Here is a 13,963-nt window from a genome sequence, read left to right as displayed (position 1 = left end):
AGGTCGCCGGCCACCTCGGCGTGAATGGCGGTTCACGGCACGGAGGGCGGTGGGCCCGGCAGCTCCTCGGGGCGGGTGGTGCGCAGCCCGTCCAGGACGATCTGCAGGTTGCGTTCCCACTGGTGGCCGCCCGCGCGCACACCGAGGGTGTGGTCGCCGGTGGAGACCGACACGAGCAGGAACGCCACGTCGGGCCAGGTGACGTCCGGCCGCACCACGCCGGCCCGCTGGACGCGCTCGACCAGGAGGCGCAACCGTTCGCGCAGGTCCGCGCGGGCGTGGTCGAGGGATCCGCCCAGCGCGTCGTTGATGTCGCACAATTCGTTGCGCAGATGGATGTAGCCCTGCGCGAACTCACGGAAGCCCGTCCAGGGGTCGGGATGGGCGAGCGCCTGGTCGGCCCGTGCCACGATCTCGCCGAGCACCTCCTCCAGGACCGCCTCCAGCAGCGCTTCCAGGGAGCCGACACGGCGATAGAACGTGCCGATGCCCACGCCCGCGCGACGAGCGATCTCGTGCGCGGTGACCTCGCCGCCGATCTCACGGACGGCCTCCCGGGCGGCGGCCACCAGCCGCTCCACGTTGCGCCGCGCGTCGGCCCGGGGCCGCCGCCCGGATCCGTCGTCCAACAGCCGGTCCACCGCGCTCATACAGCGATTCTACCAATAACCGGACCTCCCCCCTCCGGTTTAAGTGGACAACTGGCGTCCGGTTGAGCTATGGTCGCACAACCGGACGCCATACGTCCACTTAGCCGTCGAGAGAGGCGAGGGAGCATGAAGACGATCAAGGTCGGCGTCATCGGCGCCAACCCGGAACGCGGCTGGGCGCGCACGGCCCATGTGCCCGCTCTGCGCGCGCTGCCGCAGTACGAGATCAGCGCGGTGGGCACCACCCGCGAGGAGAGCGCCCGTGAGGCGGCCCGGCTGTTCGGCGCTCCGCATGCGTTCACCGACCCCCGCGAACTGGCCGCTCATCCGGACGTCGACATGGTGGCCGTCACCGTCAAGGTGCCGCACCACGCAGAACTGATCCGGGCGGCCCTGGACGCGGGCAAGCACGTGCTCAGCGAATGGCCGCTGGCACTGACCACCGCCGAGGCCGAATCACTGGCCAAGGAGACCGATCGGGCCAGCGTGCACCACGCGATCGGCCTGCAGGCCAGGCAGTCCCCCGCCATCGCCTACGCCCGCGAACTTCTGGCCGACGGATATATAGGTCAGGTCACCTCGGTGAACGTGTACGCGGCCCGCCCCAAGGGCGCGGGCGGCCGCATCAGCGCCGAGCACGCCTACACGGCCGATCGCGCCAACGGTGCAGGGGTGTTCGAGGTCGCCGGCGGCCACACCCTCGACATCCTGGAACATCTCGCCGGAGAGATCACCGAAGTCGCGGGGCAGCTGTCCCTGCGGCACTCGCGGTACACCGTCGCCGAGACCGGCCAGACCGTCGAGGCGACCAGTCCCGATCACGTCCTGCTCAACGCCGTCCTGGCGACCGGCGCGGTCGCGTCCGTCCACCTGCACGACGCCAAGGTCACCAACTCCCGCACCCGCCTGGAGTTCGCGGGGACCGAAGGCGACCTGGTCGTCAGCACCGACGGCACCGACCATCCGCAGGCCTCCCAGATCCAGATCGGCACGCCCCGTGTTCTGGCCGCCCGCGGCCACGGCTCCTGGCAGGAGCTTCCCGTACCCGCCCGTCACCGCGTTGTCGATGCCGCCATCCCCGACTTGGCCGTGCTCAACGTCGCCCAACTGTACGCACGGCTCGCCGAGGACATCATCGAAGACCGTCGCACCGTGCCCGGTTTCGACCATGCCGTCCGCCTGCACCGCCTACTCGACGCCATACGACTGTCCGCCGACACCGGCACACGACAACCGGTCACCCCTTCCCAACCCCGATGACCCAAGCGCCAAGGACACCGATGACCAGAACCCCTGCCCCAACAAAACCACTCCCAACAGTCGCCAGTCTCTGCCCGGAGTGGGGAAAGCAAATAGACGCCCGCTCCCCTACCGATTCGCGCTGACATCATCGCGCAGAGCAGAGATGCGCACCTCGACCAGGAACAGCGCCGACGCCACCACCCTGCGCCGCCCGACCCGAACACGGCCCGCAACTCACGCACCCCACTGCCCCAACACACGCCGCTCCCCAACCGGCCAAACAAGTCGAAGCCTCGCCCCAAAACCGCACCCCCAGCACAAACACACCGCCAACCACACACGAACACCGCCAATCCCAACGCCCCACCAAGGCACCACTCCCGGTCCCGGTCACTCCCCCGAACCAGATGCCGCACACGGTCGGCGTGCGCACCGTCGCCCTGACATGTCACTCGATCTGGGCGTCTCGGCGTATGTCCGGAGGCAGTGGATCGGAGCTCTTCCGCGGCGGACCATTTGCCCGCAGCCCCACTGGAGGCTTCAACACCGACGCGTACCACTACGCCACAGCACCACTACGACCTGTCGCCGGCTCAGGAATGGCCAATCCGCTTTACGAGACAGGTAATCGACGTGGCGGACCGCAGAATGTGAACATCTGAGGCATGACGGAAAAGACCACTGAAATGCCATGCGCCGAGGCCAACCGTCGACTCTTGGAGCACACCTTCACGGAGGTCGCCAAGGGCAACATCGACATCTTCCGCACGGTTCTGCGAGAGGACTTCATCGAGCACAGCCCGGGCAACCCCTCCGGCCGTGACGCGTTCGTGGAGTTCATCGCCAAGGCCCCGCTGGCAAGCTCGAAGCTGGAACTGAAGCGTGTGATCGCGGACGAGGAACACGTGGTCGTGCACTACCACATGGTTCCTCCCGGCAACGAACGCGGCATCGCGGTCGTCGACATCTGCCGGATCGAGGACGGGCTGATCGCCGAACACTGGGACGTTCTCCAGCCCGTCCCTCATCCCGACGAGACGCCGAACGGCATGTTCTGACGTCGATGGCGGGGGCGCTGCGTGTTTGTCCGACACTGCGGCGCGCACCAAGACGCCGCCGCCTTTCGGACGTCCACCGCCCCCTCATGCTCGCGCGGTCGCCGTGATCGATGGCGAGACGCCTTGTCCGTTCCTTCTGCCTTCGCCCGAGGAGGCGGTGTTGCGATGGTCAGGAGCAAGTCGGGGGCTCCGTGACGGAAGGGCCGAAGACTGTTGTCGGCGCCCCTGGCGTGGTGCCAGTAAACCCCGCGGCCAAGCAGACTTCGGCTCCCGGACAGGTAGAGGTCGTCCTCGGAGACCGACGTGACGCGGACGGGCGCCATGACGAGGGCGTCGTCGGCGATTCGGCGCCATCCGAGGGGGGTGGGTGGGCGGGCCCTCGCGGACGTCGAAGACGCCGAAGCGGGAGTTGGTGATCGCCTCGTAGGCCGAGCGGAGCATGCCCTTGGTGAGCTGCGTTCTGGCTCAGGAGTTTGGGCTGAACAGGTCGACGGCGTTGCCGTCCGGGTCGTGGACGATGGCGTACCGCTGGCCCCAGGGCGCGTCCCACGGTGCCTTGTGGCCCTTGTGCCCTTCCGCGACGAGTTCGTCGTAGGCCGCGTCGACGTCGGACGGGGTCGCCAAGCGGAACGCCAGGGCGATCCGGTGCCCTCCCACCGGAGGTCGCCAGTCGGGGTCGAAAGAGCGGATTATCTCCACGGTGTCCCAGGCCAGCCGCACGCCGCCGGGCAGTTCGGCCTCCACATGCGGCTGCGCGTCGGCCTCGGCGGGAATGTCCAGGCCGAGACGACGGTAGAAGGCCAGGGAACGGGCCATGTCCTCAACGACCAGGCCGATCATGTCGAATCGAGCTCGCATGTCAGTGTCTCCTCCAGAAGGCGCGCCCGAGGATGGACGCGGCGCGGGGGATCAGGTGACGGCCGGCCCGTCGAGGAACCGGCGTGGTGGTCATGCTGGGCCGCGGGTCCCTCGGACCTCTTGTAGGAAACGGACGCGCCGCTGCTGATTGCGGCCGCGATGGCGGGGGCCTGCTGAACCAACCAGGCTTCGGCCCGTGGCAGGCGGTCTTTGACTCCCTCGTCCCAGAATCGGCGGAAGACGGGATCGACCTGGGCGGCGGCACGGGCGGTGCGGTGAAAGCGATGGAGCATGCGCCGAGCGAGAGGCATCAGGTCTTCACGCTGACGCGGCGTCATTCCATAGGCGTCGGCGAAGACCGCGATCCGATGAGGAATGTCGGCGTCGGTGAGGGCGGGCGTGCGGTCCGCGGGATGCAGCAGTGGCGCCCACCAGTAGAGCGCGTTGGCGATGTCGTACAGCCGGGTGGTCGGCCTCGCCAGGTCGAAGTCGATGAGCGCCGCGGGCAGCCCGTCACGGAAGACCACATTGCCCGGGCAGTAGTCACGATGCGAGACGAGTTCCCCGTCGTCGTCGACATAGGGGATGCCCGCCGTGCCCGGCAGTTCCGCCCACACCGCGTCCGAGGGAGGGATCCAGCCCTGCGCCGCGTCGTGAAGCCGGCGCACGAGACGGGCCAGCGCGACGAGAACGGCCTCGCTCGTGGCCTCGGCGGGCAGCGGCTCGCGCGGGACGTCTCCGGGTACGAAGCTCAGCACTTCACGGCCCTGCTCGTCCACCCCCAGGGGCGTCGGTGCGGCGGTGAATCCGGCGGAATGGAGATGGGCGAGGAAAGCCTGGATCGTGGCGGTGAACGGCCGGACGGGGCGCCGTACCGTGTCACCGATGCGAACAATGCCCGGTGTCACCCCGTCCCCGACGAGGGGCATGCCTTCGTCATCGCGCATCGCCCCCAGTCTCCCGGACGCGTGCTCATTCCGCATCCCTGCCGAGACCAAGGGAAAGCTGATCCCGCCGACCAGATGGCGTTTACGCCGGTGGCGCGCGAGAGGGATCCCGACACGGCCGGCGGCTTCATGCACAAGCCAGCCGCGTGCGGAGGCGTCGGCGGCGTCAACCTCGGAGAGCTGGTCGGCGTCGGTGGCCTCGTAGGCCTTGCCCTCGGCCTCGGCGAGCATGCGCGGGTCTCCTTGTTGACCGAGACGCTGGGGGTCTCACCTCTGCGGATCGTCCTCCCAACCCGAGGTGGCGGCGACCTTGGAAACTCATACGCGCCGATGTCCAGACGACCAGCGGCCGCCCCTTGGACCCCTCCTTACGGCAGCGCGTGCGCCTGGAGGCTCTCCGCAGACGCTGGCTGTGCCGCCCAGGCCCGCAAGCGCTGAGCTGATATCGACGGTGCCGTAGGGGCGCCGAAGGCGATGGTGGACACCGGGACGTGCTCTCACTCGCCAAATGAAGTGCTCAGTCACAGCGAGGCGAAGGTTCTTTGACGGGCACTAGGCGAGGGGGCCCCGAAGGGGACGAGGCTCGGTCGTTGGGTTCGGCAGGCGTAAGTCCGGCTCTCCACGCGGGCCGAGTTCGTCCAGGATCAGCCGGTGCAGTTTGGCCTGAAGCCGGGCCCGGGTCCACCCGGTGGAGCGGCGGTGCGCGGTGGGGCTGGACGGGCCGAACACCGGCGGCAGCCGCTTCCATGAAGATGAGCCCCGCCAGTACTTCACTCCCCCATACCGTCGCCGGTCACCGTCCTGCGGCCGCGTCGGGGCGGGCGGAACAACACGTGGAGCAATTCCCCAAAACTCGTCCGGCACCAAACTTCGACCATCGCCACAAGCGCACGCTACCGCCTAGCCACCAAATGAGGTCACCTCTGAGCGGCGTGTTCTCGCGCGTGGGCAAAATCGAGGTAACGTGGCGCCCCGCGGAGGAGATCGATACTGTTGATGGTCCCAAGTACCACCTTCGACCACCGCGCTGGCGTGGAAACCTTCCGCGCTAAGGAGGACGCGTGACAATGGCGCGAGTACTGGTGATCGGTCTCGATCCCGCCAAGATCCAGGGTTGGGACCCGGAGCCGGTCCAGGCAGCGGTAGCACGCGGTCAGGCCCGTTTCGACGATTATGGCATCCAGGCCGACTTGTGCCTGGTGGCACTCGACGAGAACCCTGAAGAAACGATCGTGGAGGCGCTGACTCGCAATGACTACATCTGCGTCGTGATCGGGGGCGGCATCCGCAAGCACGAGCCGTTGCTCGAATTCTTCGAGAAGGTGGTCAACCTGGTTCGGCAGCACGCGCCCGACGCAGCCATCGCCTTCAACAGCAGCCCCGAGGACAGCGCCGACGCGGCTCTGCGGTGGCTGCGCTAGCTGTTTGAGGTCATGACGTTGGCGTGGAGCCGGGGCGCTGCGTAGCGTGATCACGCGAGGAGGCCCTACGGGGCGGGCGCCAGGCCGTCCACCCGGCCGCGGGTGGGCCTCAACGCTGATCATTATTTCAGGCCGGCTGTGCGCTGGGTGCCCGGCTCTCGTGCCGACCCGCCGCCCAAGACGCGCCGCTCGCCGTTCCCTATGAACCGCCCGTTTCGCCTGCTCATGGAGTGTTCGCCGGTCACGGCGCCCCAGAGGTGGGCGCACCACGGTTCGAGGTCCTGGGCGCGGGCGCGTGCCGGGCGGGCACGCTGCCGATCGTGACCGACACCAGAAGCACGAGACCGGCACCCGCTATCGCCTGGAGCTCTCCCAGCGCGGACAGGTCCGACTTCGGACCTGCCACCGGAGCGAACCTTTCCTCCGGATCGAGCACGACCGGGATGACGTCGCCGCGCTCGTGGCCCTCGCAGTTGCTCTCCAGCTCGCGCCTGATCGGGGTGCCGTCGGTGTGGCGCAGCGTGCAGTGCTGTGTTTCGGAACCACGGTGACTCGTCGTCCAGGTCCGGTCCACGACCGCTTCGGCATCGGCTCCGACCAGGGTCAGCGCGATGTCCCGCACGGCGATGGCGCCGACCATGTACAGGAGGAACAACGCCAGCATGCCGCAGATGAGCGGCACGTTCGCGAACCGGAACGATCGCCCGCTCGCGTAGAGGAACCCCAGCGCCGTGGCGTTACCGATCATCCCGATCACGGTCAGGAGCACCGAGCCCGTCGTCCCCCACCACAGATGAACGGCGGAGGACAGCACCAGACCCAGCAGCGTTCCGCCGAGCAGGAGGCCGCCACGCAACAGGGCGGAACGAGCGAGTCCCACGCAGGCCTCCCTAGAGGGACAAAACGGGCAGACTGAGTCTAAAGAAAGATTTGTGGGATCGGGGATTTCCGAATTCGCCGTGGGGAGCCGGCCCTCGCTGCAAGGCGTCGTCCTGGTCAACTCAGCACGGCGCCGGCGAGCACCGCGGCGCAAGCGGCGATTCGGCGGCAGGTAGGCGATCAGCGCGTTGGCCGTTCTGGCATCTGGCGGAACGCTGGTGTCGCGTTGGAGATGCCGGCGGCGTTTCAGGTCCGGGAGCGAAGGCGCCTGATGCGCCGAAGGGGGAATCCGACTGGAGTCGGTTCCCCTTCGGCCCGACGCTTAGGTCTCAGCCGATCAGGTCGGACGACGCGTCACGGGCGCGTCCTCGTGGTACTGGGCAGAGCATTTGTTCGGAGGGTGCGGTATTCCCTGCGGACATCGCCGAGCCCCCAGCGGCCGTGCTTGACTCAGGCTGTGATCGACTGGGCGCGTTTGCAGGGTGTGTACGGGCCGGCGCACACCGTCCCCTCCGCTCTTCAGGCGGCGGAGACCGGCGCCAAGGACGCCTGGGACGAGTTGTGGACCCAGCTCTGGCACCAGGAGAGCACCTGCGAAGCGGGCATCGCGGCCTTGCCGGCACTGGCCTCCCTCGCCCAGCACACGAACCGAGCGGTGAAGTTCCCTGCGATCGAGCTTGCGGGCGAGATCGTCGGGGCTGCTCTTCGTGAGGGCAGGCCTCTGGACGAGATGAAGGAGCTCCGGCAGCCGCTGGCCATGCTCAGCGCCTCCGCCGACGGACGGCTGTCGGAACGGCCGGCCGACTACCGGACTTACTTCCGAGCGAAGCTCGCGTTGGACGGCTTCCCAGTGCTGAGCGACATCCTCGACGACTTCCTCGACTTCTGCACCGAAGTTCTCTGCCCCCGATGTTCCGACAAGGTCAGCATCGTGATCGGAGACTTCGGCCGCTACTCGTCGATTCGCGACTGGGACCTCGGTGACGTGCACCCCATCCCACTGCGCCCGGCCGCCCCGGATGACCTGCAGGGCGTCGAGGGCCGACTGCACCAGGAAGCGGTGCGAGACGAGCAGCCGAGGCTCGCCTGGGGCTTGAGGCACGTGTTCGGCGACGCGGAATGCGGCAGCTGTGGCGCGGTCTTCTCCGTCATATCCGCCTTGGAGACCTGAGGAGAACCGCCCACCGACTCCTGAGAAGACGCTCGTGCCGTAGCCGCCCCGGCCGAAAACGTCTGCGGGGGAACCGGCGCTGGCCGGTTCCCCCGCGACTTCAATCGTGGCCGATCAGGTCGGACGCCGCTTCAAGAGCGCTCGCGTCCCGTTGTCAGCTGCAGCCGCTGGTGGAGCCGCAGCCCTCGCAGACGTAGCAGCTGCCGGCCGGGCGCATCTTGGTGCCGCAGGTCAGGCACAGGGGCGCGTCGGCGGTGCGGCCCTGGCGGCTTTCGATGACCTCCATCGAGGAGTGCGGCTCGGACTCGACGGCCGGGCGGCGCGGCTCGGCGGGCTTGGTGATCTCGGCGGACTGGGCCAGGATCTCGCGGTCGACCTCGGTCTCGGCGTGCAGGGTGGCCGGGTCCTCGCCGTTGGCCTGCATCGCCCTTTCCTCGGCGGTGAGGATGCCCAGTTCGGCGCGGGTCTCGTAGGGCAGGTGGTCCAGCGCCAGGCGGCGGAAGATGTAGTCCATCACCGAGGTCGCCATGCGGATGTCGGGGTCGTCGGTCATGCCGGCGGGCTCGAACCGCATGTTGGTGAACTTCTCCACCCAGGTCTCCAGCGGCACCCCGTACTGGAGGCTGATGGAGATCGCCATGGAGAACGCGTCCATCACGCCGGCCAGGGTGGAGCCCTGCTTGCCGAGCTTGAGGAACACCTCGCCGAGGCCGTCGTCGGGGTAGGACGAGGCGGTCATGTAGCCCTCGGCGCCGGCGACGGAGAAGCGGGTGACGGTCGCGGGGCGCTGCTTGGGCAGCCGCTTGCGGACCGGACGCGCGACCTCCACCGGCGCCGGGGCCTCCTCGGCCTGCTCGGTCTTCTTGGCCGCCGACAGCGGCTGCCCGACCTTGCAGTTGTCGCGGTAGATCGCCAGGGCCTTCAGGCCGAGCCGCCAGCCCTCGAAGTAGACCTTCTCGATGTCCTCGACGGTGGCCTGCTCGGGCATGTTGACGGTCTTGGAGATCGCCCCGGACAGGAACGGCTGGACGGCGGCCATCATCCGCACGTGGCCCATCGGGCTGATCGCCCGCTCGCCCATCGCGCAGTCGAACACCTCGTAGTGCTCGGGACGCAGGCCCGGCGCGTCCACGACGTGGCCGTGCTCGGCGATGTACTCGACGACCGCCTCGATCTGCTCCTGCTGGTAGCCCAGCTTCTTCAGGGCGCGCGGGACGGTGTGGTTGACGATCTGCATCGAGCCGCCGCCGACCAGCTTCTTGAACTTCATCAGCGCGAGGTCGGGCTCGATGCCGGTGGTGTCGCAGTCCATCATCAGGCCGATGGTGCCGGTGGGGGCAAGCAGCGACGCCTGGGCGTTGCGGTAGCCGTTCTTCTCACCGGTCTTCAGGCACTGCTGCCACTGCTTGGTCGCGGCGGCGTGGACGGCGCGGTCGATCTCGTCCAGCGTGCGGATCTCGTCGTTGGCGGCGGCGTGCTTGCGCATCACCCGCTTGTGCGCCTCGGCGTTGCGGGCGTATCCGACGTACGGGCCGACCACCCCGGCCAGTTCGGCGGAGCGGCGGTAGGCGACGCCGGTCATCAGCGAGGTGATCGCGGCGGCGAGCGAGCGGCCGCCCTCGGAGTCGTAGGCGTGCCCGGTGGCCATCAGCAGGGCGCCGAGGTTGGCGTAGCCGATGCCGAGCTGGCGGTAGTCGCGGGTGGTCTCGGCGATCTTCTCGGTCGGGAAGTCGGCGAAGGTGATGGAGATGTCCATCGCCGTGATGATCAGCTCGGTGAGCTTGACGAAGCTCTCGACGTCGAAGGTGTCGTCCTGGCGCAGGAACTTCAGCAGGTTGATGCTGGCGAGGTTGCAGGAGGAGTTGTCCAGGCTCATGTACTCCGAGCACGGGTTGCTGGCGGTGATGCGGCCCGACTCGGGGTTGGTGTGCCAGTCGTTGATCGTGTCGTCGTACTGGATGCCCGGGTCGGCGCACTCCCAGGCGGCCTTGGCCATCTGCCGGAACAGGTCGCGGGCCTTGACGGTGTCCACGACCTCGCCGTTCAGGCGGGCGCGCAGCGCGAACTCGCCGTCGCTCTCCACGGCGCGCATGAACTCGTCCGACACGCGCACCGAGTTGTTGGCGTTCTGGTACTGGACGCTGACGATGTCCTTGCCGCCCAGGTCCATGTCGAACCCGGCGTCGCGCAGGGCCCGGATCTTGTTCTCCTCGCGGGCCTTGGTCTCGATGAACTCGGCGATGTCGGGGTGGTCGACGTCCAGCACGACCATCTTGGCGGCCCGGCGGGTGGCGCCGCCCGACTTGATCGTCCCGGCGGACGCGTCGGCGCCGCGCATGAACGACACCGGTCCGCTGGCGGTGCCGCCGGACGACAGCAGTTCCTTGCTGGAGCGGATGCGGGAGAGGTTGACACCGGCGCCGGAGCCGCCCTTGAAGATGATCCCCTCTTCCTTGTACCAGTCCAGGATCGACTCCATCGAGTCGTCCACCGAGAGGATGAAACAGGCGCTGACCTGCTGCGGGGACTTGGTGCCGACGTTGAACCAGACGGGGGAGTTGAAGCTGAACATCTGGTGGACCAGGGCGTGCTTCAGCTCGTGGTCGAAGATCTGGGCGTCCTCCTCCGAGGCGAAGTAGCCCTCGGCCAGGCCGGTGTCAACGTACACCTTGACCACCCGGTCGACCAGTTGCTTGAGACTGTGCTCGCGCTGGGGGGTGCCGAGGGCGCCGCGGAAGTACTTCGACGTCACGATGTTGACGGCGTTCACCGACCAGAAGTCGGGGAACTCCACCCCGCGCTGCTCGAAGTTGACGGAGCCGTCCCGCCAGTTGGTCATGACCACGTCACGACGTTCCCAGCGGATCGTGTCGTACGGATGCACGCCGGGCGTGGTGAAGATCCGCTCGACCTTGAGCCCCTTGCGGCTCCCCCTGCCGCGCCGGGCCGCCGAGCCGCTCACCGTCTCCGTCATGACCTTCCCCCTCTCGGGCCCTCCCGCCGGGCCCTGTCCAGGAATAACCCCGCCCGCCGGCCGTTTGCTCCCGGCCGCGGGCGCTCTCAACAGTCGTGAAGCCCGCCCCTCACAGGGGCCGGCCAGGCTCCCCCGAGGAACCGGCCTTGGTACGCAGTGACTCGATCTCTCTGGCGAAGTCGTCCAGCGTCTCGAAACCCCGGTACACCGAGGCGAACCGCAGGTAGGCGACCTCGTCGAGCTCGCCGAGCGGGCCGAGGATGGCCAGTCCGATCTCGTGCGAGGGGATCTCTGCCACCCCCGTCGCCCGGATCGCCTCCTCCACCCGCTGCCCGAGCTTGGCCAGCGCGTCCTCGTCGACGGGACGGCCCTGGCAGGCGCGGCGCACGCCGGCGATGATCTTCTCCCGGGAGAACGGCTCGGTGACGCCGCTGCGCTTGGCCACCATGAGGAGCACGTTCTCCTGTGTGGTGAACCGCTTGCCGCATTCCGGGCACGACCGGCGGCGCCGGATGGCCGATCCGTCGTCGGTGGAGCGGCTGTCGATCACCTTGGTGTCAGGGTTGCGGCAGAACGGGCAGTGCACGCGTTCCCTCCTCCCCTGACAGATCAAGCCACACGAGAAATCGTCCCCCACAAGACACAACTTGTGGCTAATGACACCCGTGTAACTACTAGATGTTGTGGTCAACCGTAGGACGCCCGGAGGGGCAACGCAACCTGGATCACGACCCCCGTCAGTAGACCCTCGTCACACCGGGCCCACCGACCCCGTCTCGGCGTGTCGCTTCCACCGGACCCCAAGAACCCCCACAAACCACCCAAACCCCCTTTGCCGTAAGGCTTCTCGCGTCCCCCGCCGAAGCCTTCGGACGGGAGGTCGCCTCGCACGGTGAGGCCAACCCACAAGTCCCCAAAAATCGCCACATCACTACAGCCGGCCCGCCGCGATGGGTGACGGCGGGCCGGGAGCGACCGTACTCCAGCGGAGCGGGTGCGAGCGGCGGATACGGATGGATGGAGGCGACCGCGAAGGCGGTGCACCAACGCGCACGGCGGCGGCAGATCTGGCCGTGCCCAGCGTGACGCCGCGCGAGGCGGGCCGACGCCCTGGCCCAGACCCGGCGGGCGGCGGCTGCCATGGCCGTGACCGCGCGCACTACGCCGCCCGGGTCTGGGCAGCAGCGGCTCGGCCCCTTTGGCTGGTGGGGCCGAGCCATTGGTGTTCGCCTCGCGCCCCGTCGGCAGAGCAGGGCGTACCGCTCCGGCTTGGTGGGGAGAGTGAGGCGGCTGCCGCCGCAAGAGCGCGACAGCTGTTACGGCGTGAATGCGGGGGTTAGTCGTTGGCGGGGAGGCGCAGGCGCTGGCCCGGGCGGACGATTGTGGTGGACAGGTTGTTGAGATCCATGATGCGGCGGACCAGCAGGTGGGTGTCGTCGCGGGGGCGTTCGCGCCGGGCGATCGTCCACAGGGAGTCGCCGTTGCCGACGACGACCGTCTTGCCCGGGCGCACGCCCGGGTCGGACGCGTCGGGGCCGCCGGCGCCCGCGCGGGCCGTCGCGGTCAGCCACAACGCGACCAGGAGCGGCACCGCCAGCAGGCCGATCATCACGATGCGGCCGCGCCGCGTCAGCCGCAGATCGTCCCACGCGCCCTCCGCCGGAGCCCCCAGGGGCGGCGGTGCGTGCTGGATGTGTGTGGTGAGGGCCGGAGCTTCGGCCGTTATGCAGTGTGGGTGGAGCGAACCCGCCATCTCGGTCCCCTTCGTGACCGACAGCCGATCTTCGAATGCATATTCGATCGAACGTCTGTACGATGTTGTACCGCAGCCCCCCGAGAAACGCGAGTACATTCTTCGAACAATTGTTTGATCATTGCAGCCGGACGCGATAACGTTCGGCAAGGAGTGACGGAGCGAGCGTCGGGAGGCGACGAGCGATGACCAAGGTCCGGGAGCTGCCCGACGGCCCCATGGACGAGGCGGGCCTGACCCAGCGGCAGCGCATGGTGCTGGAGGTGATCCGCGACTCGGTGCAGCGTCGCGGCTACCCGCCCTCGATGCGCGAGATCGGCGAGGCCGTCGGCCTGACCAGCACCTCCAGCGTGTCGCACCAGCTGCGCGCGCTGCAGCGCAAGGGATACCTGCGCCGCGACCCCAACCGGCCGCGCGCCGTCGAGGTGCGGGTCCCGGGCGCCACGCCGGTGCGCACCGACACCGAGAACTTCGACGCGCCCGGCGCCGGCCAGGACACCGCGCCGCGTCCCGCCCCCGCCTACGTGCCGCTGGTAGGACGGATCGCCGCCGGTGGGCCGATCCTGGCCGAGGAGGCCGTCGAGGACGTGTTCACCCTGCCCAAGCAGCTCGTCGGCGAGGGCACCCACTTCCTGCTGAAGGTCACCGGCGACTCGATGATCGACGCGGCGATCGCCGACGGCGACTGGGTCGTGGTGCGCCAGCAGCCGGTGGCCGAGCAGGGCGACATCGTCGCCGCGATGATCGACGGCGAGGCCACCGTCAAGACCTTCAAGCGCCGCGACGGTCACATCTGGCTGGTCCCCCAGAACCCGGCCTACGAGCCGATCCCCGGCGACGAGGCGTCCATCCTGGGCCGCGTCGTCGCCGTCCTGCGCAAGATGTGACGTCCCGGCCCGGCGCGGCCAGGTCACTCCCGCGCGCCCGTCACCGGCCCCCAGGGCGGTGGCGGGCGTTCGCATGCGCCCCGCGCTGTGCGCAGGAGGCGTCATCTCGACAACCGCGTGCGG

Annotated in this window: 12 protein-coding genes and 1 pseudogene; 5 read left to right on the top strand and 8 right to left on the bottom strand. The window is 68.7% G+C overall.

Annotated elements, in window-relative coordinates; all coding sequences use genetic code 11:
* Positions 1-32: 32 nt before the first annotated feature.
* Positions 33-650, bottom strand: coding sequence for a TetR/AcrR family transcriptional regulator (locus tag ABZ801_RS22025; RefSeq protein WP_360700560.1), 618 nt, complete (start codon positions 648-650; stop codon positions 33-35).
* 126 nt (positions 651-776) lie between these two features.
* Between ABZ801_RS22025 and ABZ801_RS22020 the strand changes: the two genes are divergently transcribed.
* Complete coding sequence (locus ABZ801_RS22020) at positions 777-1,910, top strand: Gfo/Idh/MocA family oxidoreductase (protein WP_360700559.1); 1,134 nt, start codon at positions 777-779, stop codon at positions 1,908-1,910.
* A 647-nt stretch (positions 1,911-2,557) separates the two neighbouring features.
* Entirely contained in the window at positions 2,558-2,950 is a 393-nt protein-coding gene (locus tag ABZ801_RS22015; protein WP_360700556.1) for a nuclear transport factor 2 family protein, read from the top strand.
* A gap of 465 nt (positions 2,951-3,415) precedes the next feature.
* Here ABZ801_RS22015 and ABZ801_RS22010 read toward each other — a convergent pair whose 3' ends face one another.
* The 3 genes and pseudogenes from ABZ801_RS22010 to ABZ801_RS22000 form a co-directional block, all read right to left on the bottom strand.
* Entirely contained in the window at positions 3,416-3,808 is a 393-nt protein-coding gene (locus tag ABZ801_RS22010) for a VOC family protein (protein ID WP_360700553.1), read from the bottom strand.
* Complete coding sequence (locus tag ABZ801_RS22005) at positions 3,787-4,986, bottom strand: aminoglycoside phosphotransferase family protein (protein ID WP_360700551.1); 1,200 nt, start codon at positions 4,984-4,986, stop codon at positions 3,787-3,789. Before ABZ801_RS22005 ends, ABZ801_RS22010 begins: the two co-directional genes overlap by 22 nt.
* Before the next feature lie 378 nt (positions 4,987-5,364).
* A pseudogene (locus tag ABZ801_RS22000) lies at positions 5,365-5,622 on the bottom strand (IS5/IS1182 family transposase); the annotation flags it as partial.
* 200 nt (positions 5,623-5,822) lie between these two features.
* Between ABZ801_RS22000 and ABZ801_RS21995 the strand changes: the two are divergent.
* Entirely contained in the window at positions 5,823-6,176 is a 354-nt protein-coding gene (locus ABZ801_RS21995; RefSeq protein WP_360700548.1) for a hypothetical protein, read from the top strand.
* A gap of 241 nt (positions 6,177-6,417) precedes the next feature.
* Here ABZ801_RS21995 and ABZ801_RS21990 read toward each other — a convergent pair whose 3' ends face one another.
* Positions 6,418-7,056 (bottom strand): hypothetical protein, encoded by a 639-nt coding sequence (locus tag ABZ801_RS21990; RefSeq protein WP_360700545.1) that lies wholly within the window; start codon positions 7,054-7,056, stop codon positions 6,418-6,420.
* A 456-nt stretch (positions 7,057-7,512) separates the two neighbouring features.
* On the opposite strand from ABZ801_RS21990, the gene ABZ801_RS21985 reads away from it, so the two are divergent.
* Positions 7,513-8,226, top strand: coding sequence for a hypothetical protein (locus ABZ801_RS21985; protein WP_360700542.1), 714 nt, complete (start codon positions 7,513-7,515; stop codon positions 8,224-8,226).
* Positions 8,227-8,380: 154 nt separating this feature from the next.
* Here the strand turns inward: ABZ801_RS21985 and ABZ801_RS21980 are convergent, their stop codons facing one another.
* From ABZ801_RS21980 to ABZ801_RS21970, 3 genes are all read right to left on the bottom strand, one after another.
* Positions 8,381-11,200: a vitamin B12-dependent ribonucleotide reductase gene (locus tag ABZ801_RS21980; RefSeq protein WP_360700539.1), complete on the bottom strand. Its 2,820-nt coding sequence runs from the start codon at positions 11,198-11,200 to the stop codon at positions 8,381-8,383.
* Between the two features lie 109 nt (positions 11,201-11,309).
* The gene (gene nrdR / locus ABZ801_RS21975) at positions 11,310-11,786 is read right to left on the bottom strand and encodes a transcriptional regulator NrdR (protein ID WP_344947368.1); all 477 of its coding nucleotides are present in this window, start codon (positions 11,784-11,786) and stop codon (positions 11,310-11,312) included.
* A 750-nt stretch (positions 11,787-12,536) separates the two neighbouring features.
* Positions 12,537-12,953, bottom strand: coding sequence for a LysM peptidoglycan-binding domain-containing protein (locus ABZ801_RS21970; RefSeq protein WP_344947370.1), 417 nt, complete (start codon positions 12,951-12,953; stop codon positions 12,537-12,539).
* Positions 12,954-13,138: 185 nt separating this feature from the next.
* Between ABZ801_RS21970 and lexA the strand changes: the two genes are divergently transcribed.
* Positions 13,139-13,840 (top strand): transcriptional repressor LexA, encoded by a 702-nt coding sequence (lexA, locus tag ABZ801_RS21965; protein WP_344947372.1) that lies wholly within the window; start codon positions 13,139-13,141, stop codon positions 13,838-13,840.
* The last annotated feature ends 123 nt before the right edge of the window (positions 13,841-13,963 follow it).

The organism is Actinomadura sp. NPDC047616, assembly GCF_040642915.1.
GTDB lineage: Bacteria > Actinomycetota > Actinomycetes > Streptosporangiales > Streptosporangiaceae > Spirillospora > Spirillospora miaoliensis.
Note: the sequence above shows the minus strand (reverse complement) of the source record. Positions and strands in the feature narration are given on the sequence as shown.